30 protein-coding genes are annotated in these 26,483 nt (G+C 73.9%); 18 read left to right on the top strand and 12 right to left on the bottom strand.

Annotation, left to right across the window (positions count from 1 at the left end):
* Positions 1 to 72: 72 nt before the first annotated feature.
* The 4 genes from LN042_RS24735 to LN042_RS24720 are packed head-to-tail and all read left to right on the top strand — an operon-like array spanning position 73 to position 3,663.
* Positions 73 to 1,029 carry an ABC transporter ATP-binding protein gene (locus LN042_RS24735; protein WP_230053534.1) on the top strand — a complete coding sequence of 319 codons (957 nt, stop codon included), beginning with the start codon at positions 73 to 75 and terminating at the stop codon, positions 1,027 to 1,029.
* Positions 1,026 to 1,742 carry an ABC transporter permease gene (locus LN042_RS24730; protein ID WP_230053533.1) on the top strand — a complete coding sequence of 239 codons (717 nt, stop codon included), beginning with the start codon at positions 1,026 to 1,028 and terminating at the stop codon, positions 1,740 to 1,742. The genes LN042_RS24735 and LN042_RS24730 overlap by 4 nt, the downstream gene beginning before the upstream one ends.
* An 8-nt stretch (positions 1,743 to 1,750) precedes the next feature.
* Entirely contained in the window at positions 1,751 to 3,034 is a 1,284-nt protein-coding gene (locus LN042_RS24725) for a sensor histidine kinase (RefSeq protein WP_230053532.1), read from the top strand.
* Positions 3,035 to 3,045: 11 nt separating this feature from the next.
* On the top strand, positions 3,046 to 3,663 hold the full coding sequence (locus tag LN042_RS24720) for a response regulator transcription factor (protein ID WP_230053531.1): 618 nt from the start codon (positions 3,046 to 3,048) through the stop codon (positions 3,661 to 3,663).
* An 18-nt stretch (positions 3,664 to 3,681) separates the two neighbouring features.
* Here LN042_RS24720 and LN042_RS24715 read toward each other — a convergent pair whose 3' ends face one another.
* Positions 3,682 to 4,557, bottom strand: coding sequence for a transglutaminase family protein (locus LN042_RS24715; protein WP_230053530.1), 876 nt, complete (start codon positions 4,555 to 4,557; stop codon positions 3,682 to 3,684).
* 87 nt (positions 4,558 to 4,644) lie between these two features.
* Positions 4,645 to 5,685: a GNAT family N-acetyltransferase gene (locus LN042_RS24710; RefSeq protein WP_230053529.1), complete on the bottom strand. Its 1,041-nt coding sequence runs from the start codon at positions 5,683 to 5,685 to the stop codon at positions 4,645 to 4,647.
* 127 nt (positions 5,686 to 5,812) lie between these two features.
* Here LN042_RS24710 and fdxA point away from each other — a divergent pair, with 127 nt between their 5' ends.
* Together fdxA and dapC are read left to right on the top strand one after the other, a co-directional pair.
* A complete protein-coding gene (fdxA, locus tag LN042_RS24705; RefSeq protein ID WP_101382073.1) occupies positions 5,813 to 6,139 on the top strand; it encodes a ferredoxin in 327 nt (108 codons plus the stop codon).
* Positions 6,140 to 6,159: 20 nt separating this feature from the next.
* Positions 6,160 to 7,305 (top strand): succinyldiaminopimelate transaminase, encoded by a 1,146-nt coding sequence (gene dapC / locus LN042_RS24700; RefSeq protein ID WP_308191860.1) that lies wholly within the window; start codon positions 6,160 to 6,162, stop codon positions 7,303 to 7,305.
* Positions 7,306 to 7,381: 76 nt separating this feature from the next.
* Here dapC and LN042_RS38085 read toward each other — a convergent pair whose 3' ends face one another.
* The gene (locus LN042_RS38085; protein ID WP_372495812.1) at positions 7,382 to 8,386 is read right to left on the bottom strand and encodes a hypothetical protein; all 1,005 of its coding nucleotides are present in this window, start codon (positions 8,384 to 8,386) and stop codon (positions 7,382 to 7,384) included.
* Between the two features lie 174 nt (positions 8,387 to 8,560).
* The gene (locus LN042_RS24690) at positions 8,561 to 9,604 is read right to left on the bottom strand and encodes a VldE C-terminal domain-containing protein (protein WP_230053583.1); all 1,044 of its coding nucleotides are present in this window, start codon (positions 9,602 to 9,604) and stop codon (positions 8,561 to 8,563) included.
* 132 nt (positions 9,605 to 9,736) lie between these two features.
* On the opposite strand from LN042_RS24690, the gene dapE reads away from it, so the two are divergent.
* Together dapE and LN042_RS24680 are read left to right on the top strand one after the other, a co-directional pair.
* On the top strand, positions 9,737 to 10,843 hold the full coding sequence (gene dapE / locus LN042_RS24685) for a succinyl-diaminopimelate desuccinylase (protein ID WP_230053528.1): 1,107 nt from the start codon (positions 9,737 to 9,739) through the stop codon (positions 10,841 to 10,843).
* A 69-nt stretch (positions 10,844 to 10,912) separates the two neighbouring features.
* Positions 10,913 to 11,755, top strand: coding sequence for an LOG family protein (locus LN042_RS24680; protein ID WP_230053527.1), 843 nt, complete (start codon positions 10,913 to 10,915; stop codon positions 11,753 to 11,755).
* A 6-nt stretch (positions 11,756 to 11,761) separates the two neighbouring features.
* Here the strand turns inward: LN042_RS24680 and folP are convergent, their stop codons facing one another.
* The gene (folP, locus tag LN042_RS24675; RefSeq protein ID WP_230053582.1) at positions 11,762 to 12,574 is read right to left on the bottom strand and encodes a dihydropteroate synthase; all 813 of its coding nucleotides are present in this window, start codon (positions 12,572 to 12,574) and stop codon (positions 11,762 to 11,764) included.
* 212 nt (positions 12,575 to 12,786) lie between these two features.
* Here folP and LN042_RS24670 point away from each other — a divergent pair, with 212 nt between their 5' ends.
* Both LN042_RS24670 and LN042_RS24665 read left to right on the top strand, forming a co-directional pair.
* Complete coding sequence (locus tag LN042_RS24670; protein WP_230053526.1) at positions 12,787 to 13,125, top strand: DivIVA domain-containing protein; 339 nt, start codon at positions 12,787 to 12,789, stop codon at positions 13,123 to 13,125.
* Positions 13,122 to 13,700 (top strand): DNA-3-methyladenine glycosylase I, encoded by a 579-nt coding sequence (locus LN042_RS24665; RefSeq protein WP_230053525.1) that lies wholly within the window; start codon positions 13,122 to 13,124, stop codon positions 13,698 to 13,700. The genes LN042_RS24670 and LN042_RS24665 overlap by 4 nt, the downstream gene beginning before the upstream one ends.
* A 7-nt stretch (positions 13,701 to 13,707) precedes the next feature.
* Here the strand turns inward: LN042_RS24665 and LN042_RS24660 are convergent, their stop codons facing one another.
* Complete coding sequence (locus LN042_RS24660; protein ID WP_230053524.1) at positions 13,708 to 14,508, bottom strand: enoyl-CoA hydratase/isomerase family protein; 801 nt, start codon at positions 14,506 to 14,508, stop codon at positions 13,708 to 13,710.
* Between the two features lie 375 nt (positions 14,509 to 14,883).
* Between LN042_RS24660 and LN042_RS24655 the strand changes: the two genes are divergently transcribed.
* Positions 14,884 to 15,051 carry a DUF3117 domain-containing protein gene (locus LN042_RS24655; protein ID WP_230053523.1) on the top strand — a complete coding sequence of 56 codons (168 nt, stop codon included), beginning with the start codon at positions 14,884 to 14,886 and terminating at the stop codon, positions 15,049 to 15,051.
* A gap of 100 nt (positions 15,052 to 15,151) precedes the next feature.
* Here LN042_RS24655 and LN042_RS24650 read toward each other — a convergent pair whose 3' ends face one another.
* Complete coding sequence (locus LN042_RS24650; RefSeq protein WP_230053581.1) at positions 15,152 to 15,784, bottom strand: O-methyltransferase; 633 nt, start codon at positions 15,782 to 15,784, stop codon at positions 15,152 to 15,154.
* A 273-nt stretch (positions 15,785 to 16,057) separates the two neighbouring features.
* On the opposite strand from LN042_RS24650, the gene sigE reads away from it, so the two are divergent.
* The 4 genes from sigE (at position 16,058) to LN042_RS24630 (ending at position 19,165) form a co-directional block, all read left to right on the top strand.
* The gene (sigE, locus tag LN042_RS24645; protein ID WP_230053580.1) at positions 16,058 to 16,798 is read left to right on the top strand and encodes an RNA polymerase sigma factor SigE; all 741 of its coding nucleotides are present in this window, start codon (positions 16,058 to 16,060) and stop codon (positions 16,796 to 16,798) included.
* Complete coding sequence (locus LN042_RS24640) at positions 16,795 to 17,730, top strand: zf-HC2 domain-containing protein (RefSeq protein ID WP_230053522.1); 936 nt, start codon at positions 16,795 to 16,797, stop codon at positions 17,728 to 17,730. Before sigE ends, LN042_RS24640 begins: the two co-directional genes overlap by 4 nt.
* Before the next feature lie 166 nt (positions 17,731 to 17,896).
* Positions 17,897 to 18,355, top strand: coding sequence for a sec-independent translocase (locus LN042_RS24635; protein ID WP_230053521.1), 459 nt, complete (start codon positions 17,897 to 17,899; stop codon positions 18,353 to 18,355).
* Between the two features lie 120 nt (positions 18,356 to 18,475).
* Complete coding sequence (locus LN042_RS24630) at positions 18,476 to 19,165, top strand: hypothetical protein (protein ID WP_230053520.1); 690 nt, start codon at positions 18,476 to 18,478, stop codon at positions 19,163 to 19,165.
* 30 nt (positions 19,166 to 19,195) lie between these two features.
* On the opposite strand, the gene LN042_RS24625 is transcribed toward LN042_RS24630, so the two are convergent.
* From LN042_RS24625 to LN042_RS24615, 3 genes are all read right to left on the bottom strand, one after another.
* Positions 19,196 to 20,356 (bottom strand): Mrp/NBP35 family ATP-binding protein, encoded by a 1,161-nt coding sequence (locus tag LN042_RS24625; protein ID WP_230053519.1) that lies wholly within the window; start codon positions 20,354 to 20,356, stop codon positions 19,196 to 19,198.
* A 57-nt stretch (positions 20,357 to 20,413) separates the two neighbouring features.
* Positions 20,414 to 20,902 carry a DUF1003 domain-containing protein gene (locus LN042_RS24620; RefSeq protein WP_230053579.1) on the bottom strand — a complete coding sequence of 163 codons (489 nt, stop codon included), beginning with the start codon at positions 20,900 to 20,902 and terminating at the stop codon, positions 20,414 to 20,416.
* 145 nt (positions 20,903 to 21,047) lie between these two features.
* Positions 21,048 to 22,346: a magnesium transporter MgtE N-terminal domain-containing protein gene (locus tag LN042_RS24615; protein ID WP_230053518.1), complete on the bottom strand. Its 1,299-nt coding sequence runs from the start codon at positions 22,344 to 22,346 to the stop codon at positions 21,048 to 21,050.
* A 92-nt stretch (positions 22,347 to 22,438) separates the two neighbouring features.
* Here LN042_RS24615 and LN042_RS24610 point away from each other — a divergent pair, with 92 nt between their 5' ends.
* Genes LN042_RS24610 through LN042_RS24600 form a run of 3 tightly spaced genes read left to right on the top strand, consistent with a single transcriptional unit; the run spans position 22,439 to position 24,674 of the window.
* Positions 22,439 to 22,984, top strand: a complete 546-nt coding sequence (locus LN042_RS24610; RefSeq protein ID WP_230053517.1) for a hypothetical protein — start codon at positions 22,439 to 22,441, stop codon at positions 22,982 to 22,984.
* Complete coding sequence (locus LN042_RS24605) at positions 22,977 to 23,918, top strand: DMT family transporter (RefSeq protein ID WP_372495811.1); 942 nt, start codon at positions 22,977 to 22,979, stop codon at positions 23,916 to 23,918. The genes LN042_RS24610 and LN042_RS24605 overlap by 8 nt, the downstream gene beginning before the upstream one ends.
* Positions 23,919 to 23,966: 48 nt before the next feature.
* Positions 23,967 to 24,674: a suppressor of fused domain protein gene (locus LN042_RS24600; RefSeq protein WP_230053516.1), complete on the top strand. Its 708-nt coding sequence runs from the start codon at positions 23,967 to 23,969 to the stop codon at positions 24,672 to 24,674.
* 45 nt (positions 24,675 to 24,719) lie between these two features.
* On the opposite strand, the gene LN042_RS24595 is transcribed toward LN042_RS24600, so the two are convergent.
* Positions 24,720 to 25,580, bottom strand: coding sequence for a PHP domain-containing protein (locus LN042_RS24595; RefSeq protein WP_230053515.1), 861 nt, complete (start codon positions 25,578 to 25,580; stop codon positions 24,720 to 24,722).
* Between the two features lie 82 nt (positions 25,581 to 25,662).
* Positions 25,663 to 26,301: a DUF6758 family protein gene (locus LN042_RS24590; RefSeq protein WP_230053514.1), complete on the bottom strand. Its 639-nt coding sequence runs from the start codon at positions 26,299 to 26,301 to the stop codon at positions 25,663 to 25,665.
* Between the last annotated feature and the right edge of the window lie 182 nt (positions 26,302 to 26,483).

The following is a 26,483-nucleotide window of genomic DNA, read 5'->3' as shown; positions in this document are numbered from 1 at the left end:
GCACACTGCCGCGCACCCCGCGCCGCGCGGGACTCTTGTGCGGTCGCCAGGACGAGCGAGAGGACGGGGACGATGAGCGGGGAAGTGGCCGCCTTCCGGCAGGTCAGCAAGAGCTACGGCAAGGTCAGGGCGGTGAACGGCCTGGACCTGACGCTGTATCCCGGCCAGACGGTGGCCCTGCTCGGCCCGAACGGTGCCGGCAAGTCCAGCAGCCTCGACCTGCTGCTCGGGCTGCGCGAGCCAGACGAGGGCACGGTGACGCTGTTCGGCGGCAGCCCGCGGGCCGCGATCGAGGCCGGCCGGGTCGGCGCGATGCTGCAGAGCGGCGGCCTGATGACCGACGTCAAGGTCCGCGAGCTGGTGCAGCTGGCCTGCGACGTGCACCCGCGCGGCCACAAGGCGGCCGAGGTGCTGCGCGAGGCCGGCATCGAGGAGATCGCCGACCGCCGGGTCGACAAGCTCTCCGGCGGCCAGGAGCAGCGGGTCCGGTTCGCGCTGGCGATCGCCGGGGCCAACGACCTGATCGTGCTGGACGAGCCGACCACCGGCATGGACGTCTCGGTCCGCCAGCAGTTCTGGGCCTCCATGCGCGCCCAGGCCGACCAGGGCCGCACCGTGCTGTTTGCCACCCACTACCTGGAGGAGGCCGACTCGATCGCCGACCGGGTGCTGGTGCTGCACCGCGGCCGGCTGCTCGCCGACGGCTCCTCGGCCGACATCAAGGCCCGGGCCGGTGCCCGCCGGATCAGCTTCGAACTGCACGCCGCGGACGGCTTCGTGGACGAGGCCGAGCTGCGCGCGCTGCCGGGCCTGACCGCACTGGACGTCAGCGGCCCGGCCGACGGGGTGCGCACCGTGCGGATCCGCGCCACCGACACCGACGCGCTTGTCGCCGGCCTCTACCGCGCGGGCTGGTACCCGCGCGGCATCGAGGTCACCAGCCTGGGCCTGGAGCAGGCCTTCCTGACCATCACCGAGGCCGCCGAGTCGACCGAGGGCACCGAGCCCGCCCTGGAGAGCGCGCGATGAAGACCCTGATCAAGCTGGAGATCCTGCGCACCCTGCGCAACAAGCGGTACGTGTTCTTCACCGTGCTCTACCCGGCGATCCTGTACATGTTCTTCATCAACGTGAACCACTCGATACCGGGCGGGGGCAGCGTCAAGGCCTACTTCATGGTCTCGATGGCCACCTTCGGCGCGGTCGGCGCGGTGCTCACCGGCAGCGCGCAGCGGATCTCGCTGGAGCGGAAGTCGGGCTGGACCCGGCAGCTGCGGCTGACCGCGCTGCCCGGGCGGGCCTACGCCACCGCCAAGATCTGCGCCAGTGCGGTCACCACGCTGCCGTCCATCCTGGTGCTGTTCGGGCTCGGCGCGGCGGAGGGCGTGCGGCTGCCGGCCGGCCAGTGGCTGGGCCTGGTCGGGGTGCTCTGGGCGGGCAGCTTCGTCTTCGCCGCGCTCGGCGTGGCGCTCGGCTACGCGGCCGAGCCCAACGCCGTCCAGCCGATCGTGATGATCACCTACATGGTGCTGTCGGTGCTGGGCGGCACCTGGTACCCGATCAGCGGCGGCATGAAGGACATCGCCAAGTTCGACCCGGTGTACCTGTACAACCGGCTGGCCGCCTTCACCACCCCGGGCAACGGCTTCGACGCCGGCGCGGCGGTGGGCCTGGCCGGCTTCCTGGTGGTCTTCGTGGCCGCCGCCTCCTACCTGTACCGCCGGGACACCCGGCAGGCATGATGAGCACCATGACGCGCACCTCCCTGGACCACGGTTCGGCACAGTCGTCACCGACCCGGGAGAGCCGTCCGACCGACCGGCCGACCGCGCTGCTCGCGCGGCCGGCCGTCGGCGACCGGCAGCACATCCCCGGCGCCCCGGTGGACACCCGCCGGCAGCTGCTGGTGAAGATCTGCTGGATGCTGCTGTGGATGTTCTACCTGGTCTATCCGATCGAGGACCTGGCCGGTGGCAGGCACGGCACGGTCGGCACGCTGCTCGGTGCGCTGGCGCTGGCGGGGTTCGTCGGCGGCTACCTCAGCCTGGTGATCTTCCGTTCGGTGGGTGGGGACGGGTGGCGCGGCACCTATCCCGTACTGGCCCTGATGCTGGGGCTGGCGTTCGCCACCTCGTTCGGTCTCGGCGGGCAGTGGCTGGGGCTGTTCACCTACCTGTCGGTCGCGGCCGGCGCGGTGCTGCCACCCCGGTTCGCCCTGGGCGGGGTGCTCGCGACCGCGGGTCTGCTGCTGGTCACGGCGCTGATCCTGCACACCAAGTCCGACGAGCTCGGTGCGCTGGTGCTGCCGACCTTCCTCAGTGGGGCGGCGATGACCGGCCTGCAGCGACTGGTGACCACCATGCGCGAGCTGCGCGAGGCCCGCGAGGTGGCGGCCCATCTGGCGGCCGCCGAGGAGCGGCTGCGGCTGGCCCGGGACATGCACGACCTGCTCGGTCACTCGCTCTCGCTGATCACCCTGAAGAGCGAGCTGGCCGGCCGGTTCATGGACGCCGGCAAGGACGACCAGGCCCGGGCCCAGGTGGCCGACATCGAGCAGGTGGCCCGCCAGTCGCTGACCGACGTGCGCTCCGCGGTCAGCGGGTACCGCAAGCCCAGCCTCTCGGTGGAGCTGGCCGCCGCCCGCACCGCGCTGGCCACCACCGGCGTCACCCTGGACGCGCCGTCCACGCTCACCGAGGAGCACCCGGGGCTGGGCGGCGCGGAAGCCGAGACGCTCGCCTGGGCGCTGCGCGAGGCGGTCACCAACGTGGTCCGGCACGCGGCCGGCGCCACCCTGTGCACCGTGGCGCTGGACGAGACCTGGGACGGCGACGGCGCCAGGTTCGCCGTGCTGGAGGTCGCCGACAACGGGCGCGGTCCCGGCAAGTCCGCCCCCGGAAACGGGCTGACCGGACTGGACGAGCGCCTCGCCCTGGTCGGGGGCCGGCTGGAGACGGCGACCGGCCGGCACGGCAGGGGCTTCACGGTCCGGGCCCTGGTCCCGCTGGGGCTGACCGCCGCGCGCAGGCCCTAAGCTGCGGCGACATGAGTGACGATCAGGTGCGGGTGCTGCTCGCCGAGGACCAGTCGATGGTGCGTGAGGCGCTGGCCGCGCTGCTCTCGCTGGAGGGCGACATCGAGGTGGTCGCGCAGGTCTCCCGGGGCGACGAGGTGCTGCCGGCGGTGCTGGAGCACCGGGTGCAGGTCGCGGTGCTGGACATCGAGATGCCCGGGATGACCGGGATCGAGGCGGCCGCGCTGGTCAAGCGGGAGAGCCCGGCGACCAAGGTGGTGATCGCCACCACCTTCGGCCGGCCCGGCTACCTGCGCCGCGCGATGGAGTCCGGGGCCGACGCCTTCCTGGTAAAGGACGCGCCGGCGGCCGAGCTGGCGGAGGCGGTGCGCCGGGTGCTGCGCGGCGAGCGGGTGATCGACCCGACGCTGGCCGCCGCCGCGCTGGCCGAGGGCGCCAATCCGCTGACCGGGCGCGAGCAGGACGTGCTGGCGGCGGCCGCCGACGGCGCGGTGAACGCCGAGATCGCCCGCCGGCTCCACCTGTCGGAGGGCACCGTGCGCAACTACCTGTCGATGGTGATCCAGAAGACCGGGGCCCGCAACCGGGCCGAGGCGGTGCGGGTCGCCAAGGACAAGGGCTGGCTCTGAACGGTCCTTGTGCTCGGGTCAGTTGAGGCGGTGGCGGGCGGCCCGGGCGTCCTGCCGGACCCGCGCGGCCGAGTCCGGGTCGAAGGCGTCCAGGATCTGGGCGTAGGCGTCCATCTCGGCCGCCCCGCCCAGGAAGTCGCCGGTGCGCACCAGCAACTCCGCGCGCTCCAGCCGTAGTTGGGCCGGGTGTCGGGGGAGCAGCAGGGACAGCTCGGTGGCCCACAGCTGGGTCCTGGCGTGCTCCGGCCGTTCGGCGGCCCAGGCGCGGATGTTGCCGAGCACCCGCAGCGTGATGTCCAGCGGCTGGGCCGGGGTGAGCAGCTCCGGCGTGAACGGGTGCCCGGCCGCCACCACGATCGCCGCCGCGTCCTGCGAGGAGAGCAGCCGGCCGCCGTGGAACGGATCGGCCAGGACGTAATCGTCGCCGGGCTCCGGCGCCCCGACCGCGACGATGAAGTGCCCCGGCAGCGCGATCCCGTGCACCGTCAGCCCGGCCCGGGCCGCGACCGCCGACCAGACCAGCGAGAGCATGATCGGCAGCCCGCGGCGGCGCCGCAGCACCTCGGGCAGCAGCGAGGACTCCAGCCGCTTGTAGTCGGACTGCCGGCCGTGGAACCGCTCGCGCCCGGCCAGCACCGCGGCCAGCAGCGCCGCGGTCTCCTCCGGGGAGGTCGGACGGCGCTCGGCCACGGCGCGCCGCACCGCGGCCGCGTGCCGCTCCAGGGCCGCCCGGCAGGCGGCCTCCAGTTCCGCCAGGGTCGGCGCCGGTTCCTCCTCGGGCCGGCCGGGGCCGGCCAGGGTGTGCTCGGCGGCGGCGAGCAGGCAGAGCAGCACCGGATCGGGCTGCTCGGACCTGGCCTCGGTGCGGAAGCGGGCTCTGCTCTGCTCGGTCACGGTGGCTGCGCTGGCTTTCGTGTGCGGCACGGGATGCGTCAGGCGGTGCTGCTTCGGTGATGCTACGGCGGGAACCTACGACGACTGCTACGCCTGGGGAAGACGCACGTAGTGGTAAGTGTGACTGGTCCTGAAGCCCAGATCGTCATAGAGCGCGTTCGCGGCCTCGTTGTCCGCCTCGACCTGCAGGTGGGCGCCGCGGGCGCGCTCCTCGGCGGCCCGCGCGGCGAGCACCGCCATGACCGCGCGGGCCAGCCCCCGACGCCGGGCCCGCGGCTGCACCTCCACGGCCCCGAAGTGCGCCCAGGCACCGTCGATGACGCAGCGTCCGATGGCCAGCGGCTCAGCGCCGTCCGGGTCGGGCACGGTGGCGAACCAGACCGAGGGGCCGCCGTGCAGCACCCGGTGGGCGGCCTCGGCGCTGGTGCCGTCGTCCTCGAACCGGTGGTAGACCGCCAGCCAGTCGTCGCCCGCGGTGCGGGACAGCCGCACCAGCTCCGCACCCGGCACCGGGCGGGCCAGCGGGGCCAGCGGCGCGGTCCGCACCAGCGTGGGGGTGACGCGCTCGCCCAGCCCGTCCAGCTCCGCGACCAGCGCCGGGTCGGTGCCCGGCACCGTCACCTCGACCCAGGCGGGCAGCGCGCGGGCGGTGTACCAGGCGCGCACCCGTTCCAGCGCGGCCGGTCGGGGCAGGCCCGGATCACCGAGCAGCTGGGCCGAGTTGGCCCGCTTGGTGAAGCCCTGGGCGGCGCGCAGCGTCCAGTCGCCCAGCTGCTCCCGCTCGACGGCGGGCCAGCTGCCGGCGGCCAGCCGCTGCAGCTCGGCCGGGCCGGCCTGCGGCTGCTCGCCGCGCCGGGCCGCCCCCCGCCTGTCGAAGCGTGGCGGCACCACCTTGCCGGCCACCAGCCGGTCCACCGGGATCCGGGCCTCGGAGCAGTCCCGGCCGACCACCGTCAGCTCATGATCGTTCCATGATGTGAGCACGCCGATCACATCCCGGAACACAGGTCGCCCGGTCGCCGGGTCCGCCGGGGTTTCCAGCCGCCGCACCGAGACCCGTCGTCCCACGTCAGAGCGGTCTATGCGGATCTCGGCCGTCCCGCCGTCCGGAAACTGGCTGGTGCTCAAAGGGACCTCCGGTGCATTTGTTGGCTCTGACCCGCGATACTAGGGGCGGGCATCGACGACGCCGCGCTCACCCGGCGCACGCAAGCAGATAGTTTGGGCACCGGCCCATCCGAGGAGGAACGACAGCGTGACCTACGTCATCGCGCAGCCTTGTGTCGACGTCAAGGACAAGGCGTGCATCGAAGAGTGCCCGGTTGACTGCATCTACGAGGGCAGCCGCTCTCTGTACATCCACCCGGATGAGTGCGTCGACTGCGGTGCCTGTGAGCCGGTCTGCCCGGTCGAGGCGATCTTCTACGAGGACGACACTCCGGAGGAGTGGAAGGACTACTACAAGGCGAACGTCGAGTTCTTCGACGAGCTCGGTTCGCCCGGTGGCGCCTCGAAGCTGGGCCTGATCGAGCGGGACCACCCGTTCATCGCGGCCCTGCCGCCGCAGAACGCCGAGCACTGACGATCGGTGGCAACTGACCAGTGAGCACCACTGACACACCGCGCGCGCCGTTCCCGGGCCACCCGGGGGCGGCGCGCCGCGTATCCGACCGGCTTCCGGCCTTCCCCTGGGACAAGCTGGAGCCGTACAAGGCCACTGCGCTGGCCCACCCGGACGGGCTCTGCGACTTCTCCGTCGGCACCCCGGTCGACCCGGTGCCGGAGCTGATCCAGAAGGCCCTGGCCGACGCCGGCGACGCGCCCGGGTACCCCACCGTCTGGGGCCCGCTGGAGCTGCGCGAGGCGATCGCGGGCTGGCTGAACCGGCGCTGCGGCGCCGAGATCGGTCCGGCCGCGGTGCTGCCGACCGTCGGCTCCAAGGAGCTGGTGGCCTGGCTGCCCGGCCAGCTCGGCCTCGGCCCGGGAGACCAGGTCGCCTTCCCGCGGCTGGCCTACCCCACCTACGAGGTGGGCGCCCGGCTCTGCGGCGCCGAGCCGGTGGCCTACGGGAGCCTGGACGAGCTGGACCCGGCCCGGGTCCGGCTGCTCTGGCTCAACTCGCCCGGCAACCCGACCGGCCGGGTGCTGACGGCCGACCAGCTGCGCGAGGCGGTCGCCTGGGCGCGCCGCCACGGCGCGCTGCTGGTCAGCGACGAGTGCTACCTGGAGCTGGGCTGGGAGGCCGAGCCGGTCTCGGTGCTGCGCGCCGACGTCTGCGGCGGCTCGCACGAGGGCCTGCTGGCGGTGCACTCGCTCTCCAAGCGGTCCAACCTGGCCGGCTACCGCGCCTCCTTCGTGGCGGGCGATCCGGTGGTGGTGCGCGAGCTGCTGGAGATCCGCAAGCACGGCGGCATGATCGTGCCGGCCCCGGTGCAGGCCGCGACCATCGCGGCACTCGGCGACGACGCCCACGTCACCGAGCAGCGCGCCCGGTACGCGGCCCGGCGGGCGGCGCTGCGCGAGGCGCTGCTGGCGGCCGGCTTCCGGATCGAGCACTCCGAGGCCAGCCTCTACCTCTGGGCGACCCGGGACGAGCCCTGCTGGGACACCGTGGCGTACCTGGCGGAGCGCGGCATCCTGGTGGCCCCCGGGGACTTCTACGGTCCGGCGGGCGCGGAGTTCGTCCGGGTGGCGTTCACCGCGACCGACGAGCGGGTGGCGGCGGCGGTGGCGCGGCTCAAGGGCTGACGACCACCCCGTCGATCGGACGGCCCCGGCCGGAGGGAGCTCCTCCGGCCGGGGCCGCCGTCATGGCCGGGCGGTCTCAGCCGACCGACGGCAGGTGGTGCAGGGCGTTGGTCACGCCGCCGCCGATCGAGGTGGCCAGGTGGCTCACACCGCTCAGGTCGGGCAGGCTGCCCAGCCGGTGGGTGGCGCCGGTGGCCTGGCCCTCCAGGGTGGTCAGGTGGGCGGCGTCCAAGGCCTCGGCGGGGTGCGCCAGGTCGGTGGCGGGCAGCGCGTGGGTCAGCTGGTCGGCGGCGGTCAGCTGGCCGGAGAGCCCGTGGGTGGCGGGCGCCACGTCGGCCAGCTTCGCGGTGCTGGGCACCGCCTGGGTGAGCTGCTGGACGTCGGGCGCCGAGGAGAGGTCGCCGGTGGGCAGCACGCCGGTCACCCGGTCGGGGCTCGGCAGCGCGCTGACCACGCGGTCCTGGGTGGGCAGCTGGCCGGCCAGGCCGCTGGCGGCCGGGACCTGCTGGGCCAGGTGGTCGGCTTCGCCGAGCGGGTTGCTCAGGCTGTCGCCGTTCACCAGCTTGTCGACGCCCGTGACGCTGGGCATCGCGGGGGCGTGCGGCACCGCCGCCGCCGGCTGGCCGACGCCGAACGGCATCGAGCGCGGCGCGGCGCCGGGCAGCACGTGGCCCAGCGGGGTCAGCCGGCTCACCTTGCCCAGGGTGTTCGCCAGCGGCCCGCTGCCGTTGGTGGCGGCGCTGGTGAGGGCCGAGCCGGGGTCGGCCAGGGTCCGGACGGCGTCCTCGGTGCTGGGCAGGGTCTGGGCGGCCGCCATGCCGGCGATGTCGGCCGTCGCCGGGAGGGCGGTGGCGGCCAGCACCGAACCGGTCCTGCCGAGCGCCTGCCCGACCTGGTGGGCCTCCCCCTTGATGGTCGAGGACGAGGTGACGCCGTCCAGCTTGCTGATTCCGGCGCCGAGGTCGGTGCCCTTGGGCATCAGATCGGCCGCGGACGCCGCCCCGGCGGCAGCCAGCGGGGTCGCCCCGGCGGCGACCAGCAGCGCGGCCCGCGCGATCCGGCGGGAGAGGGGGAGGGACATGGTGCTCCTAAACGAAGTGACGGGACGACAGTCCGCCGGGGCGGACGCCGTGGTTACCGCGCCAGGAGCGAGAAGGTTTCGCCGGGCACGCCAGGGTTCACCCGCCGGAGGGGCATCCGGGTGAACCCTTGGCGTGATCGGTTGACGGCCCGTCAACCACGGGACGTCGCGGGGTCACTTCTTGGCGTTGGGCATGCCCAGGGTGATCAGCACCTGGTCGGCGCCGGCCCCGTTCGCCTGGGTCTGCCAGCCGGCGGCCGAGGAGTCCACCCGCCAGACCTTGCCGTCGTAGCGGACCGTGCCGATGCCGACCTCCTCGGCGTTCGCCACCGCCCACTGGGCCACCGCCCAGCCGCTCTGCCGCCGGGCGTCGGTGCCGGTGTCGGTGTTCGCCGCCGGGTCGGGGGTGAGCGCCAGCACGGTGCCGGCCACCTTGGGGTCGGCCGCGCCGGCCGGCGCCGGGCCGAGGGTGACGGTGCGTCCGAACTCCGCCCGCAGCCGGTCGGTCAGCTGCTGCCGGCCGACCAGCGAGGCCTGGGCGGTCGGCGAGGCCTGGGCGACCGGGGTGGCCGCGTCGGTGGCGGCAGCGGTGGCGGCGCCGCTCGGGCTGGTCAGCAGGCCCGGGTCGATCTGCAGGAACTGGTGCACCGTGCAGCTGAACGTACCCGGCGCGCGGCCGGTCAGCGCCTCGGCCAGCGCGGTGGCGTGCGCCTCGTGCTTGGCGTAGGCGCCGGGGTAGGCGCTGTGCTGCACGGCCTGGGCCGCATCGGTGAGCGACAGCTCGGCGTAGCCCCGCACCTTGACCAGGGCGTCCAGGAACTTGTTGGTCGCGTAGACCGGGTCCTGGATCTGCTGGGCGGTGCCCCAGCCCTGCGAGGGCCGCTGCTGGAAGAGGCCGACCGAGTCGCGGTCGCCGCCGTCCAGGTTGCGCAGCTTGGACTCCTGCAGCGCGGTGGCCAGTGCGATGGTCAGGGCGCGCTCCGGCAGGCCGCGGGAGATGGTGACGGCCGCGATGGTGGCCGCGTCCTCCCCCTGGTCGAGGTCCATGGTGATCGGCTTGCCGCCGACCGGGGTCACCTCGCAGCCCTCGGCAGTGGCCTGGTTGTGGCTGCGGTTCCACAGCACCAGGCCCGCGATCACCGCTCCGACCAGCAGCAGCGAGACCAGCACCCAGCGCAGCGGCCGACGCCGGCGGCCACCGGCCGCCTCCTCCTCCATGGCCACTGCGGCCCCTCTCACCTCGTGAAGTCCGAAGGTCACCGTATCGACTCGGTGCCTGATCGGACGACAGTGCGGTCCCCGCTGGTTGCGTTCCGCGCCCCGCGCCGGCGGTCACATAGGCTTGCGGCCATGACGAGCCAGCCCGGTACCAGCGCCCCGACCCGCCTCGATCTGACCCTGGACGGCGGTGCCCTGACCGCCCGGCTGGTCGACCAGCCCTCGGTCAGCGGCGACGAGCAGGAGCTGGCCGACCTGGTGGAGCAGGCGCTGCGGGAGCTGCCGCACCTGAGCGTCGAGCGGTTCGGCAACAACGTGGTGGCCCGCACCGAGCTGGGCCGGGCCGAGCGGGTGCTGCTGGCCGGCCACCTGGACACCGTGCCGATCGCCGACAACGTGCCCTCCCGGGTGGAGGGGGACCTGCTGTACGGCTGCGGCACCAGCGACATGAAGTCCGGGGTCGCGGTGCAGCTGCGGCTCGCCGCCACGCTGCCGGCGCCCAACCGCGACCTCACCTTCGTCTTCTACGACTGCGAGGAGGTCGAGGCCTCCCGCAACGGCCTGGGGCGGCTGGCGGCCGCGCACCCGGAGTGGCTCGGGGCCGACTTCGCGGTGCTGATGGAGCCCAGCGGCGCGATGGTCGAGGGCGGCTGCCAGGGCACCCTGCGGGTGCGGGTGCGGCTGACCGGGGTGCGCGCCCACTCGGCCCGCAGCTGGCTCGGCGACAACGCCATCCACCACGCCGGCGAGGTGCTCGGCCGGCTCGCCGCCTACCAGCCGCGCACCGTGCTGATCGACGGGCTGGAGTACCGCGAGGGGCTGAACGCGGTGGACATCCGCGGCGGCGTGGCCGGCAACGTGATCCCCGACGAGTGCCTGGTGACCGTCAACTTCCGCTACGCGCCGGACCGCAGTCCCGAGCAGGCCGAGGCCCACGTGCGCGAGGTGTTCGCCGGCTTCCCGGTCGAGGTGACCGACTCCGCACCGGGCGCGCTGCCCGGCCTGGGCCGCCCGGCGGCCCGGGCCTTCCTGGCCGCCACCGGCGGCCGGGCGCGGGCCAAGTTCGGCTGGACGGACGTGGCCCGGTTCAGCGCGCTGGGCGTGCCCGCCGTCAACTACGGCCCCGGCGACCCCAACCTGGCGCACAAGCGGGACGAGCACTGCTCGCTGGCCGCCATCGCCGAGTGCGAGCAGCGGCTCCGGGACTGGTTGACGGGCCCCGTCGAGTCCAACGGGTAAGGATCGTTTCGCCGGTCGGTCATCCGGATGTTCCCCGTGATCCACGGGTGGCGGGCGTACAGTTCCGTCATGACAGGGACATCAGCGCAGGACGGCGCAGAGGGACGGCGCTTCGGCCACGGGCCGGAGCTGGTGGACGAGCCCGTGACCGGGGCCGAGCCGCAGAAGAAGGCCTGGCCGGAGAAGCGGAAGGGCCCGGTGCTGCTGCGCCGGGACCAGGTGGAGCCGAGTACGACCGACCAGCGCCTGCTGGACACCACCGGGCCCACCGACTGGCTGCACACCGACCCCTGGCGGGTCTGGCGGATCACCTCGGAGTTCGTCGAGGGCTTCGGCGCGCTCGCCGAACTCCCGCCCGCGGTCAGCGTGTTCGGCTCGGCCCGGACCGGGGTCGACTCCGCGGAGTACAAGGCCGGGGTGGCGATCGGCCGGGCCCTGGCCGAGGCCGGCTACGCGGTGATCACCGGCGGCGGGCCCGGCGCGATGGAGGCGGCCAACCGCGGCGCCTCGGAGGCCGGCGGCCTGAGCGTCGGCCTGGGCATCGAGCTGCCGTTCGAGCAGGGGCTCAACGAGTTCGTCGACCTCGGGCTGAACTTCCGGTACTTCTTCGTCCGCAAGACCATGTTCGTCAAGTACGCGCAGGGCTTCGTGGTGCTGCCCGGCGGGCTCGGCACGCTGGACGAGCTGTTCGAGGCGCTGACCCTGGTGCAGACCAAGAAGGTCACCCGGTTCCCGGTGATCCTCTTCGGCAGCGCCTACTGGAGCGGCCTGGTGGACTGGCTGCGCGACACCCTGGTGGCCCAGGGCAAGGCCTCGCCGGCCGACCTGGAGCTGTTCCAGGTGACCGACGAGGTCGACGAGGTGCTGCGGATCATGGCGGACAGCCGCAAGCCCAACGGCATCGAGGTCTGAGGCGGCTCAGGCGAGTCCGCGCCGGGCCACGGCGGGTCGGCGGGTGCCGCGGATCGAGGCGACCATGTCCAGCACCTGGCGGGTCTCGGCGACCTGGTGCACCCGGTAGATCCGGGCGCCCAGCCACGCCGAGACCGCCGTGGTGGCCAGGGTGCCCAGCAGGCGCTCGTTCACCGGCTTGTCCAGGGTCTCGCCGACGAAGTCCTTGTTGGAGAGCGAGACCAGCACCGGGAACCCGGTGGCGGTCATCTCCGGCAGCCGCCGGGTGGCCTCCAGCGAGTGCCGGGTGTTCTTGCCGAAGTCGTGCCCCGGGTCGATGATCAGGGCGTCCCGCCGCACGCCGAGCGCGGCGGCCCGCTCGGCCAGCCCCACCGTGACGTCGAGGATGTCGGCCATCACGTCCTGGTAGCCGACCCGGTGCGGCCGGGTGCGCGGCTCGGCGCCCCCGGCGTGGGTGCAGACCAGGCCAACGCCGTGCTGGGCGGCGGTCTCGGCCAGCCGCGGATCGGCTCCGCCCCAGGCGTCGTTGAGCAGGTCGGCCCCCACCTCGCAGACCGCGTCGCCCACCTCGTGGCGCCAGGTGTCCACACTGATCACCACGTCCGGGTGGCGCTCGCGCAGCGCCGCCACGAACGGCACGGTGCGGCGCAGCTCCTCCTCGACCGTGACCTCCTCGCCGGGCCCGGCCTTCACCCCGCCGATGTCGAGGATCCGCGCGCCCTCGGCCACCGCCCGGTCGGCGGCGGCGAACGCGGCCTCGTCGGCGAACGTCGCGCCGCGGTCGAAGAAGGAGTCCGGGGTACGGTTGACGATGGCCATGATGACCAGCTCATCCGCACCGAATTCACACGGTCCCAGGCGCAGTGCCACCCTTGCTCCTCACGCTCTCGCCGACCGGTGCAGCCGGTGTCTCAGTCAGGTCTCGCAGGTATCGAACCGGGGGTGCCCTGGTGCGATGATTGGGCCCCGGCCGTCCCCGGGATCCATGATCCCTCACATGGCCGCATACTCACGTCTCGGGAGGACAACTCGTGTTCTGGGTGATCGTGGCGGCGATGGCCGTGGTGGTCGGCGGCGCCGCGCTGGTGGCGCTGGGCGGCGGCGGATCGCTGCCGGAGGCCGTGCACGACCGGATCGCGGCCCGGCTGCCGCAGGAGCGCCCGCTCACCCGGACCGACGTGGACGAGATCCGGCTGCCGATGGCGGTGCGCGGCTACCGGATGGACGAGGTGGACGACGTGCTGGACCGCCTCGGCGCGGAACTGGCCTACCGGGACGACCGGATCGCCGAACTGGAGGCGGCGGTCGCGGCCGCCGCGCCGGGCACCGGGGCGGCCGACGACGCGCCCGGGCGCGGGGAGCAGGAATGAACGCGTCGGCGCCCGGCCCGGACGGCCTGCTGCGCTGCCCGTGGGGCGTCACGGCCGACGACTACCGGGAGTACCACGACACCGAGTGGGGCCGTCCGGTGCACGGCGAGGATCCGCTGTTCGAGCGGATCTGCCTGGAGGCCTTCCAGTCCGGGCTCTCCTGGATCACCATCCTGCGCCGTCGCGAGGGCTTCCGGGCCGCTTTCGCCGGCTTCCGGATAGCCGAGGTGGCCCGGTTCACCGAGCAGGACGCGGCCCGGCTGCTGGCCGATCCGGGGATCATCCGCAACCGGGCCAAGATCGAGGCGGCGATCGCCAACGCCCGGGCCGCCGAAGCCCTGTCCGGCGGCCTGGACGCGCTGGTCTGGCGGTTCGCCGGCGACCCGGACCGGCCGGCCCCGCGCACCCCGGCCGAGGTGCCGGCCGTGACGCCGGAGTCCACCGCGCTGGCCAAGGAGCTGAAGCGCAACGGCTTCCGGTTCGTCGGCCCGACCACCGCCTACGCGCTGATGCAGGCCTGCGGCCTGGTCAACGACCACCTGGCGGACTGCCACGTGCGCCGGACGGCCGGCTGACGGGCCGTCAGCGACCGACGTACTCGGGCTGCTCCTTGGCGATGAAGGCGCGCACCGCGATCCGGTGGTCCTCGCTGGCCCCGGCCATGGTCTGCAGCTCGTCCTCCTTGTCCAGGGTCTCGCTCAGCGTGTGGCTGGCGCCGAAGTCCAGCGCGGTCTTGATGGCGCCGTAGGCGACGGTCGGGCCGTTCGCCAGCTGCTGGGCGAACTCACGTGCCGTTGCCGCCAGTTCGGCGGTCGGCACGACCCGGGTGGCGAGCCCGAGGGTGAGCGCCTCGGCCGCCTTCACGGTGCGCGGGAACATCAGCAGCTCGGTCGCCCGGGCGTGCCCGACCAGCCGCGGCAGGGTCCAGGAGGCGCCCGAGTCGGCGGTCAGGGCGACCCCGGCGAACGAGGTGTTGAAGCCGGCGGTGTCCGCCACGATCCGGAAGTCGCAGGCGAAGGCGAGCGAGGCGCCGGCGCCGGCGGCCACCGCGTGGACCGCGGCCACGGTGGGCTTGCGCATCCCGGCGAGCGCCCGCACCAGCGGGTTGTAGTGCTCGGCCACCGTCTTCAGCGGCGCCTCGCCGGTCTCCTCGGCCCGCTTCAGCAGCCCCAGGTGCTCCTTGAGGTCCTGGCCGACGCAGAACGCCTTGTCGCCCGCGCCGGCGAGCAGCACGGCGCGTACCCCCGGGTCGTTCGCGGCCTCGGTCACGATGTCCCGCAGCGCCACCTTGGTCGGCACGTCGAGCGCGTTCATCGCGTCCGGCCGGTTGATGGTGATGACGGCGAGCGCGCCGTCGCGCTCGTAGAGGACGGAGTCGGACATGGGTGAGAGCTCCCAACCGGTCGGTGCACCACGGACCCGAGTCAGCATGCCGGAGCGCGGCGAGCTGCGGGAGTGTGAGGTAGCGCACCTTTGCCGGGACTTGCGCGGACCGGGCCCGGCGGCTCGGCGCCGCTCCCGGGACGGCGGGCTCGGGCAGGCTGGCAAGGGCAACTGAGGGGTCTTCGCCCGGCCGGGTGATGGGGCGTCCGGGATGCGTTCGGACCGCCTGTGCCGGTGCGGCGGCGGGTACGGATCGCGTGACGTTGGTCATCGGGGCACCGCATGCGGGATAATGGCTTCCGATCAAAGCGTTCGATACCAGTGGTGGACGGACCGCTGGTACCTAGCTGAGCGGCTGCAGGAAGGGGAACGAGCATGGCGGCCATGAAGCCGCGGACGGGTGACGGCCCGCTGGAGGTCACCAAAGAGGGGCGGGGCATCATCATGCGAGTTCCGCTCGAAGGCGGCGGTCGCCTGGTGGTGGAGCTCACTCCGGACGAGGCGAGCGCCCTGGGCGAGGCCCTGAAGACGGCCTGCGGCTGACTCCCGGCGCGATCTTCGCCGCGAGGCCCGGCCCGACCCCCTGTGGTCGGACCGGGCCTCGTGCGTTCTCCTCGGCCCGCCCGGGCCGGTGGCGCCCCCCTCAGCGCTTGACCGCGCAGAGCAGGCCGTCGCTGACCGGCAGCAGGGCCGGGAGCAGCAGGTCGCTCTCCCGGACCGCCTGCACCAGTTCGCGCATCGCGCCGGTCTCCGGGTCGTCCAGCGCCGGGTCGGTCAACCGGCCCTGCTGGAACACCCCCTCGAAGCAGACCGCCCCGCCGGGACGCAGCAGCCGCAGTGATTCCGCGAGGTACGAGTGCGACTCCGCGGCGTCCCCGTCGCAGAACACCAGGTCGTACTGGCCGTCGGCGAGGCGCGGCAGCACCTCCAGGGCCCGGCCGGGTATGAACCGCGCCCGGTTGACGGCGAAGCCGGCCGCCAGGTAGGCCTCGCGGGCCAGCTCCTGGCGGATCGGCTCGGGGTCGACGGTGGTCAGGATGCCGTCCGGGCGCATGCCGCGCAGCAGGTAGAGCCCGGAGACCCCGGTGCCGGTGCCGATCTCGGCCACCGCCTTGGCGCCCAGGGCGGCGGCCAGCAGCCGCAGGCAGGCGCCGCCGCTGGGGCTGATCGAGGTGATCCCGGTGCGGGCCGCCTGCGACCGGGCGTAGGTCAGCACGGCGTCCTCGCCGACGTAGGTGTCGGCGAGGGTCGCAGCCGCGGGCCCGAAGTCGATGATCTGTCGTCCTGATGGGTAGGGGCGCTGCCGGATGTCGATATTTCCTGGCACAGATTACTGGCCGGGTGGGAACCGCGTCCGACGGCGGGCCGTTGGAGTGCGTGAACGGTTCTCGGTGGAAGAACACACTTTTATCCGGAACTGACGGGTGAGGTGGATATGGTGGTGGCCTTGCTGGGCAGAAGAGCCAACCGAGGAGGTGTGGCCGAGGGCGACGTCCCTGTGCGGCGGCAACACCGCACCTTCGCGTCGGCCCGTACGCCGAAGCCCGTGATGAACCAGTCTGCGCACGCTCCCCTGGACCCCTCGTTCGACGGTGCCGCCGCCGAGACCTCGGCCCCCGCCGCGCTCGCGACCTTCCATGAGGGACCGGGTGCGCAGGGCTGGACGCCGCCCAGCTGGGAGGAGATCGTCGAGGCGCACAGCGCCCGGGTCTACCGGCTGGCCTACCGGTTGACGGGCAATCAGCACGACGCCGAGGACCTCACCCAGGAGGTCTTCGTCCGGGTCTTCCGGTCGCTCTCCACGTACACGCCCGGCACCTTCGAGGGCTGGCTGCACCGGATCACCACCAACCTCTTCCTGGACATGGTCCGCCGCCGGCAGCGGATCCGGTTCGACGCGCTCGCCGAGGACGCCGCCGAGCGGCTGGCCAGCCGCGAGCCCAGCCCCGCCCAGGCGTTCAGCGACACCCACTTCGACGCCGACGTCCAGCAGGCGCTGGACACCCTGGCCCCCGAGTTCCGCGCCGCCGTGGTGCTGTGCGACATCGAGGGGCTGTCCTACGAGGAGATCGCCGCCACCCTCGGCGTCAAGCTCGGGACCGTGCGCAGCCGGATCCACCGGGGCCGCTCGCACCTGCGGGCCGCCCTCAAGCACCGGGCTCCGGGTGCCGCGCCCGGCCGGGTCCGGCGCGGCGGGTCCAGCGCTGAGCCGGAGCCGGTGCCGGTGGGCGCGGTGGCCGCCGAGGCGGTTGCCGGGTTGCCGGGCGGGAGCGGACGGAGGCGATCGTGAGCGGGGCAGGCCGGTCCGCGGCCCGGCGCACGGCGTCCGGCCGGGCGGACGGCGCGAAGGCACAACTGCCGGAGCTCCGTCCGATCGCGATCCGGCCGCCGGAGTCGGCCGGGGAGCACCACCTCGGCGAGCGGCTCACCGCCTACCTGGACGGTGAGCTGGGCCATGACGCCCGCGAGCGGGTGCAGGCCCACCTGGCGACCTGTCCGCAGTGCCTGGCCGAGGTCGACGCGGCGCGCGGGGTCAAGCAACTGCTCACCCGCACCGAGGCACCCGGTCCGTCCGGGGCCCTGATGGCCCGGCTGCTGGCGGTCGCCGCCCTGCCGGACGACGAGGCTCCGGGCCCCGGGAGCGGCACGCCCGCCGCGCCGGAGCCCCTCACCGAGCCGACCGGGCCGACGCTCGGCGGCAGCCGACTGACCGGCGGCTCGTTCGGTCGCGGCGCCTCCTTCGGCGGCAACGCACTGGGCGCCGGCGCGCCGCTGCCGCCGGCCGACCCCCGGGCCCACCAGGGCGGGAGGTTCGGCGACGTGCGGCTGTGGAGCGGGCGGCGCGGCACCGACCCGAGCCCGGCGGGGGCCGACCGCCGGCGTCCGGCCGCGGTGCTGCCGTCCAGCCGCCCCGCGGTGCCGCGCGGGCGGCGGCTGGTGGTCGCGGCCGCCGGCGCCTTCTCGGTGGCGGCGGTGACCCTGAGCGGCTTCGGCAGCCTCGGGCTGGCCGCGGTGGCGGGGGACAGTCCGGTGGACGACCAGCACGGCACGGCCGTCAACCCGCAGGTGCCGGGGAGCGACAGCCCGGCACTGCCGGCGAGCGAGCCGATGTCGGTCGACTTCCCGTCCCACGCGCACCTCGGCAGGCCGTACGACCTGGTGAGCTCCATCCCCACCGGCGGAGCGGCGAACCCGGTGGTGAACGGCCACCAGCTGCCCTAGCGGGCATGGATTTCGGGGTGCCCGGCGGACGGTCCCGCCGGGCACCCCGATCGCCACCCCGGGGATTCATCGCCCCGTGGGCTGATAGCGGCCGGCGACCATTACCCTGTATTGGACCGGCGTCGCGGGCCGAGCCGGGTCAGACCGCCGGCAACTGGGAGCTCACGTGTTCTTCGACATAGGCCCACTTGAGATGGCCACGCTGGTCGTGATGGCGGTCATCATCTTCGGGCCGGACAAGCTGCCCAAGCTGATCCAGGACAGCGTGGGGTTCATCCGCAAGATCCGTTCGTTCGCGGACGGCGCCAAGGAGGACATCCGCAAGGAACTCGGCCCGGAGTTCAAGGACTTCGAGTTCGAGGACCTCAACCCGAAGACCTTCGTGCGCAAGAACCTGGTCGGCGACGGCGCCGATCCGCTGGGCTTCAAGGAGATCAACGACAGCCTGGGGATCGACACCCTCCGCCAGGAGCTGGACCTGCGGTCGGTGCTCGACGACAAGCCGGCCGGCCCGCTGGGCACCACCAAGCCGGTGGCTTCCGCGGGCGGTCACCAGGCCGCCCCGGACACCGGGGTGCCGCTGGCCGCCGGCGAGCGCGCGCCGTTCGATCCCGACGCCACCTGACCCCCGGCCCGTGCCCCCAACGGACCTACGACACCCCGTCCGGCCACCGGCCCGGCGGGGTGTCGTCGTGTCACGCCGCTATTGTTCTGATGGTTCGACAGCTCGCTGAGGAGGTCCCGGATGGACGCGTCGAGTGGTCAGGCGGGCCCGGCCGCCACGGCTACCGCCCAGGCGGCCGAGGTGCCCGGTCGGCGCACCGCCGAGCCGGCCGACCCGCTGGCGCCCTACCTGGCCGCCGACTTCCCGTGGTACGGCCTGGACGAGGGCTGGACCGGCCGCCGCTGGCTGCTCCAGGCGGGCGCCGGCGGCATCCGCCCCGGGCAGCCGCGCACCATCGACTACGGCTCGCTGGGCCACGGCGAGGAGCCGCCGCGCCAGCAGGAGACGCACGGCAACCGCCGGTTCGCGGTGGTGGTGACGGTCGCCCACCGGCCCGGCCGGCGCAGCGCGGACGGCACCGGTGTGCTGGAGGCGACCTCGGCCTCGTCGGCCGCCTGGCTGGCCGGCTCCGGCCTGCTCGGCTCGACCTGGCCGGGACAGCTGGACCGGGCCCGCCGCCAGGAGTGGCTGGACCAGCAGACCGCCCTGGCCTGGGACCTGGCCGACGACCTCGCCGGCCCCGGCTGGTCCCCGCTGACCCTGCCGGTCAACGGCTCGCCCCAGCCGTTCCGCTACCGCGAGTCGGAGTACGGCTGGGTACTGGCCGGCGAGGCCCCCGGCGTGCTGCTCGGCGCCTACGGCCGCGGCGTCAGCGCCTACGCCATGGGTTTCAGCGTGGTCCAGGACCTGGCACCGTACGTCACACCCTGACGGGGGCCAGGTCCTGGGGGCGCGTCAGCTTCAGAACTTGTTCTTCGGCGTCAGCCCGAGGGACAGGCCGGCCAGGCCGCGCTGGCGGCCGCCCAGCTTGCCGGCCACGGTGCGCAGGGCGGCGCCGGCCGGGGAGTCGGGGGCGGCCAGCACCACGGGCCGGCCGTCGTCGCCGCCCTCGCGCAGCCGGACGTCGATCGGGATGTTGCCGAGCACCGGGACGGTGGCGCCGGTGGCCCGGGTGAGTGCGTCGGCCACGGTCTGACCGCCGCCGGTGCCGAAGACGTCCACCATCTCGTCGCAGTGCGGGCAGGGCATGCCGGACATGTTCTCGATCACGCCGACGATCTTCTGGTGGGTCTGCAGCGCGATGGTGCCGGCCCGCTCGGCCACCTCGGCGGCGGCCTGCTGCGGGGTGGTGACGATGAGGATCTCCGCGTTCGGCACCAGTTGGGCCACCGAGATCGCGATGTCACCGGTGCCGGGCGGCAGGTCGAGCAGCAGCACGTCCAGGTCGCCCCAGTAGACGTCGGCCAGGAACTGCTGCAGCGCGCGGTGCAGCATCGGGCCGCGCCACACCACCGGGGTGTTGCCCGGGGTGAACATGCCGATCGAGATCACCTTCACGCCGTTCGCGGACGGCGGCATGATCATGTCCTCGACCTGGGTCGGGCGGCCCTCGACGCCCAGCATCCGCGGCACGCTGTGGCCGTAGATGTCGGCGTCCACCACGGCGACCTTCAGGCCGTCGGCGGCCATCGCGGCGGCCAGGTTGACGGTCACCGAGGACTTGCCGACCCCGCCCTTGCCGGACGCCACGGCGTAGACCCGGGTCAGCGTGTTGGGCTTGGCGAACGGGATCTCCCGCTCGGGCGCGCCGCCGCGCAGCAGCTGGGAGAGCTCCTTGCGCTGCGCCTCGCTCATCACGTCGAGCTCGACCTCGACGGTGGCGACACCCGGGATCCGGCCGACCGCGGTCTTCACCCGGTCGACGATGGTCTCGCGCATCGGGCAGCCGGAGACGGTCAGGTAGACGGCGACCTTGACCGCGCCCTGGTCGCCGAGCTCCACGGATTTCACCATGCCGAGGTCGGTGATCGGGCGGTTGATCTCCGGGTCCTGCACGGTCGACAGCGCCTTGCGGACGGATTCCTCCGTCACGCCGGTCGCGACCTCAGTCTCATTGGCCATGCCTTGATGGTACGGCGCGCCACCGGGCCGACCGACTGACCGGTAGCGTGCCGCAGATCACAGCAGGTCGGCCGCCTCCCGGCGCTCGTCCAGCTCCTTGAGCAGACTCTGCAGCTCCGAGCGGACGAAGTCCCGGGTGGCCACCTCGCCGAGGCCCTGGCGCAGCGCGGCCACCTCCCGGGTGAGGTACTCGGTGTCGGCGATGCTGCGCTCGGCGCGGGCCCGGTCCTGCTCCATGTTGACCCGGTCGCGGTCGTCCTGGCGGTTCTGCGCGAGCAGGATCAGCGGGGCCGCGTAGGAGGCCTGCAGCGAGAGCACCAGGGTGAGGAAGATGAACGGGTACTCGTCGAACCGGACGGTGCTCGGCAGCAGGGTGTTCCAGGCGACCCAGATGATGATCACCACGGTCATCCAGACGATGAACCGCCCGGTGCCCAGGAAGCGGGCGATCCGCTCGGAGAGCCGGCCGAACGCCTCCGGGTCGTAGCTGGGCAGTGCCAGCAGCGGGGCCTTGCCGGTGCGCGGCTGGTCCAGCCGGGCCCGCATCGCGGCGCCGTGCGCGGTCTCCGCGCGCTGCTTGCCGCCACCCTCCCGGCCGCGCGGCTCGCGCAGCTGCCGCAGCTCGCCCTGCAGGCGCTGGCGCAGCCCCTCGTCGTCGCCGTCGCGGCCGGTGCGGCCGCGCCTGCTGCGGTCAGCGTCCAAGGTGCGCCTCGCTCTCGTGCTCGGATGTCCCGTTCCCCTCGCCGTGCAGGGCGGCCTCCCGCCAGTCCTCGGGCAGCAGGTGGTCCAGGACGTCGTCCACAGTGACCGCGCCCAGCAGGTGGTCGGCCTCGTCGACCACCGGCGCCGCGACCAGGTTGTAGGTTGCCAGGTAGCTGGTGATCAGCGGCAGCGGGGTGTCCGGCGGCAGCGGATCGAGGTCGTCGTCCAGCAGCGAGCCGAGCAGGGTGAACGGCGGCTCGCGCAGCAGCCGCTGGAAGTGCACGGTGCCCAGGTACTTGCCGGTGGGCGTCTCGTTCGGCGGCCGGCAGACGTAGACCTGCGCGGCCAGCGCCGGCTTGTGGTCACGGACCCGGACCCGGGCCAGCGCCTCGGCGACCGTGGCGTCCGGCTCCAGGATGATCGGCTCGGTGGTCATCAGACCGCCGGCGGTGTTCTCCTCGTAGGTGAGCAGCCGGCGCACCGGCGCCGCCTCGTCCGGCTCCATCAGCTGGAGCAGTCGCTCGGCCTCGTCGCCGGGCAGCTCGGAGAGCAGGTCGGCGGCGTCGTCCGGGTCCATCGCCTCCAGCACGTCGGCGGCCCGCTCGTCCTGCAGCTTGCCGAGGATCTCCACCTGGTCGTCCTCGGGCAGCTCCTCCAGCACGTCGGCCAACCGCTCGTCGTCCAGTGCGGCCGCCACCTCGGCCCGCCGCTTGGCGGACAGGTGGTGCATCATGCTCGCCAGGTCGGCCGGGCGCAGCTGCTCGAAGGTGGCCAGCAGGTTGGCCGCGCCCTGGCCCTCCTCGGCCAGCGTGAAACCGGTGACCGCCGACCAGTCCAGCGTGACCGTCTCGCCGCGGGACTTGCGCAGCCGGCCCGGCTTGCCGCGCTGCACGAAGACCTTGCTGATCTCCCACTCGCGCAGCCGGGTCGACACCATGCCCACGTCCAGCACGGTGACCTCGGCGCCGGTGGCGGTCTCGGTGACCCGGCGGTCCAGCAGCTCGGCCAGCACCAGGGTCTCGGTCGGCCGCTGCTCGAAGCGGCGCATGTTGATGACACCGGTGGTCAGCACCTGGCCGGACTCCAGGCTGGTGACGCGGGTCATCGGCAGGAAGATCCGCCGCCGGCCCACCACCTCGACCACCAGGCCGAGCACCCTCGGCGGGCGGGCACCGATCCGCAGCGCCACCACGACGTCGCGCACCCGCCCGACCTGGTCGCCGTTGGGGTCAAAGACGGAGATCCCCGCCAGATGGGAGATGAAGACCCGGCTGCTAGGTCCTGCCATGGACTTCCCTCCGCTCGTGTTCGGGCCAGGTTATCGAACGGATGACGGCCGGGCTTGCCGCCGCCCTCGTACCGCCCCGTACGCTGTGCCGCATGGACGGGACCACCGCGACTGCTGACCACCTCCTCGACCGGGCGTTGCTCGAGGAGGCGGTGAAGAAGTCGGGGCTGCTCTGGGTGCGACCGGAGGGCGTCGCCGAGAGCCGCCCGCTCTGGCACGCCTGGTACGACGACGCGGTGGTGCTGGTCGGCGGCGGTGCCGAGCAGCCGCTGCACGGGCTGCGGGCCGGTGCCACGGCCGAGGTCACCGTGCGCAGCAAGGACAAGTGGGGGCGGCTGGTCGGTTTCCGGGCCCGGGTGACGGCGCTCGAACCGCGCGGCGAGGCCTGGCAGGGCGCGGTGGAGGAGCTCAAGGGCAAGCGGCTGAACGCGCCGGACACCGACACCATCACGGACCGCTGGGCGGCCGAGTGCCAGGTGTTCCGCCTGGAGCCGGTGGGCGGGCTCAGCGAGCGCCCGGGCGCGATGCCGGACGGTTCGCACAGCGCCGAGCCGATGCCGAGCGCGGCGACCACCCGCAAGCCGATCCCGGCCGGGCTGCCGAAGCTGGTACTGGGCCGACGGCGCCGACGTGGCTGAAGGTTCGCCCTCGCCCGCCCTGACCCGGCCCGCCGCCGCGGTCCGGCAGACCGCGGCGCCGGACCGCGCCGCGCTGCCCGCCGTCGACCTGGCGTTGCTCGCCGTCTCGGTCGCCGGCATCTCCTTCTCCGCACCGCTGATCAGCGCCACCGCCGCACCGGCCCTGGCCATCGCCTGCTGGCGCAACGTCATGTCGGTCGGCGTGCTGGGCCCCTACGCGCTGCTGCGGCACCGCGCCGAACTGCGCCGCATAGGCCGGCGGCAGCTGCTGCTGGCGGTTGGAGCCGGGACGCTACTGGCGGCGCACTTCGCGCTCTGGATGCCCAGCCTGCGGATGACCTCGGTGGCCTCGGCCACCGCGCTGGTCACCACCACCCCGCTGTGGACCATCCTGATCCTGCAGCTGACCGGGCACCGGGCGCCGAGGCTGGTCCGACTGGGCACGGCCACCGCGTTCGCCGGGGTGCTGGTGCTCACCGGCGTCGACCTCGGCCTCTCCACCCGGGCGCTGCTGGGCGACGGGCTGGCGCTGGCCGCCGGGCTGGCGGCGGCCGGCTACATGCTGCTGGGCGCGGAGGTCCGGCGGACCGTCAGCACCACCGCCTACACCCTGGTCTGCTACGCCACCACCGCCCTGGTGCTGCTGGTCCTCTGCCTGGCCACCGGCACCCGGCTGAGCGGCTGGTCGGCCACCGCCTGGTGGCAGATCGGGCTGCTCATGGTGGTCGCCCAACTGCTCGGCCACTCCCTGAGCAACCGCGTGGTGCGCACGCTGGGGGCTTCGGTGACCTCCACCGCGATCCTGCTGGAGACCCCGGGCGCGACACTGATCGCCGCGCTGTGGCTGCGCCAGCTGCCGCCGGCCGCGTCCTGGCCGGCGCTGCTGCTGATCCTGGCCGGGCTGGGGCTGGTGCTGCGCGGGGAACGGCGCTGACCGGCCTACGCCGGGGCCCGCTGACTACCGGCGGGTAGGCTCGCGGGTATGGCTGCCTCCGACTTCCCGCTGTTCGGCGACCCTTCCTCGGCGCCGAACGACCCTCCCGCGGCCTCCGGCCGGGAGGTGCCCCCACCGGGACCGACCCGCGCCGAGGTGCTGACCGCCGTCGAGGCCCGGCTGCTGGCCACCTTCGGCGAACCGAGCGGACGGGCCGCGGTCACCTTCCTGGGCGCCGAGAAGATCGAGGTGCTGCGGTTCGGTCCGGACGCCGACGGCCTGGTCCGCTACACCACCCTCGGCATGGCGGCCGCACCGATGGCCGACCCGACCGCAGTGGTGGCCGACCCGGTCCGCGGCCCCCGTGCCGAGCTGGTCCTCACGCTGCGCGGCGGACGCGACGAGGTGCTCAGGGCGCTGGCGGTCTTCGCGGCCACCCCGCAGGTGGAAGGCCTGGTGGTGGCGCCCGGCAGCTCGCTGGACCTGGGCGAGCCGCTCTGGCCGGGCGCGCCGTTCACCTCGGTGCTGGTGGGTGAGGGCGGCATGGGGGTCCCCCCGGCCGAAGGCTGGGGGATGGTCGAGGACCTGGAACTGCCCGAGCCCGCCGAGGCGGTGCGCTTCCTGCCGCTGCTGCCGATGACGCCCAACGAGGCCGCGCACAAGCGGGTGCGCGGCGCCGCCGAGTTGCAGGAGCGCTGGCTGGCGCACGGCACCGACCTGCGCGATCCGCAGCGCCGCGGGGTCCCGCTGGACTGACTCGGAGCCGGCCCGGTCCCCGGCCGGTGCCCGGGGCGGTGGGAGTCAGCTGGTGATCGGCTTCGCTCCGGTGGCCTGGTCGAGCAGTGCCTGGTAGGCCGCCGGTTCGGTGGTGAAGGCGCCCAACGCCACCGTCTTGCGGGTGCCGTGGTAGTCGCTGGAGCCGGTGCGGAACAGCCCGAGCCCGGTGGCGAGCCGGTCAAGCCGGGCGCGGGTCGCTGGGTCGTGGTCCACGTGGTCCACCTCCAGCCCGCCCAGCCCGGCCGCCGCGAGCTCGGTGATCACCTGCTCGGAGACGATCCGGCCGCGCTTGACCGCGCCCGGGTGGGCGAAGACCGGCACTCCGCCGGCGGCCCGGACCAGCCGGACGGCCTCGAACGGGTCGGTCTCGTGCTTGGGCACGTCGGCCCGGCCGCCGTTGGCCAGCCACTCGGCGGTGAAGGCGTCCGAAACGGTGGCCACCACACCCGCCTCCACCAGGGCGCTGGCGATGTGCGGACGGCCCACCGAACCGCCTCCGGCGATCCGCTGCACCTGCTCCCAGGTGATCGGCGCACCCAGCGCCCGGCACTTGTCGACCACCGCGCGCCCGCGCCGGAACCGGTCGGTGCGCACCAGTTCGCGCTCGGCGGCGAAGGCCGGCTCCGTCGGGTCGAAGAGGTAGGCCAGCAGGTGCATGCTGATCCCCTCGACCCGGCAGGACAGCTCCGCCCCCGGCACCAGCGTCAGCCGGGTGCCGGCCGGCAGGGCTCGCAGCGCCGCGGCCGCCTCCTCGTGGCCGGCCACGGTGTCGTGGTCGGTCAGGGCAACCACGTCCAGGCCGGCCGCGACCGCCGCGGCGATCAGCTCGGCCGGGCTGTCCGTCCCGTCGGAGGCGTTGCTGTGGGCGTGCAGGTCGATGCGCACGGGCTGGCTCCTGACGGACGAAGTCGTGGGTCGGAGCGGCCCAGGATAGTGGCGGACGGGCCGGGAGGTCGGGGATGGGCCGTCAGCCGAGCAAGCGGGGGGAGAGCGCCCCGCAGGGCAGCAGCTCCAGCTCGGCGCCGGCGTCCCGCAGATCGGTGAGGACCAGTTCGTCGTACATCAGCAGCGCCGACTGCTCGGGCCAGGCGATCGCCCAGATCCAGAGGCCGCGGGCCTCGCCGACGTAGACCGCGCGGTCCTCCGGGGCACCTTGCACGTGCCACATCGGGGTCGGGCGCCCGGCGGCCAGCAGCTTGGTGTCGGCCGGCCGGTCCACCGAGATGCCCTCGCCCGGATCCGGACCCTTGAGCCCCGCGTAGCGCGCGCCGAGGCCGACGCCCAACTCCTCGGCCACCAGCACCAACTCACCGAAGCCGCCCAGCGGGGCCGGCCCGGAGCAGGCCACCGCGGTGGCCCGGGCACCGGAAAGGTCGTCACCGACGTGCGCGATACCGGTGTAGAGCCAGCTCACCGGGAGGGGCCAGGGCAGCCAGACCGGGACCTCGGACCGGGCCACCGCCACCCCCAGGGCTTCCACACTCGGCGGCAGAACCGGCTGCATCGGGTGGACGGCGCCGTGCGTGTCGCACTGCCAGGTGTCGGAGAAGAGACCGGGGGCACGCACCCGACCGGCGCACCTCGGGCAACTTGGCTCGCCCCTCATAACAGCCAACGCTCCTCCCTCCGGACCGCCGCGTCAAGGACGATCACCCGTACGGAGTGCGTTGTCCGGCCGCCGGCTGTCCGGCGTCTGGGGGTTCCTTCCGGCCGTGACCGGAAGGGCGAAACGGCGGGCCCCGCTAGGGCATGTCCCGCCCGGCTCGACGGCAAACGTCGGCCCCCCGA

The sequence above is a fragment of the Kitasatospora humi genome (genome assembly GCF_020907985.1).
GTDB classification, from domain to species: Bacteria; Actinomycetota; Actinomycetes; order Streptomycetales; family Streptomycetaceae; genus Kitasatospora; species Kitasatospora humi.
Note: the sequence above shows the minus strand (reverse complement) of the source record. Positions and strands in the feature narration are given on the sequence as shown.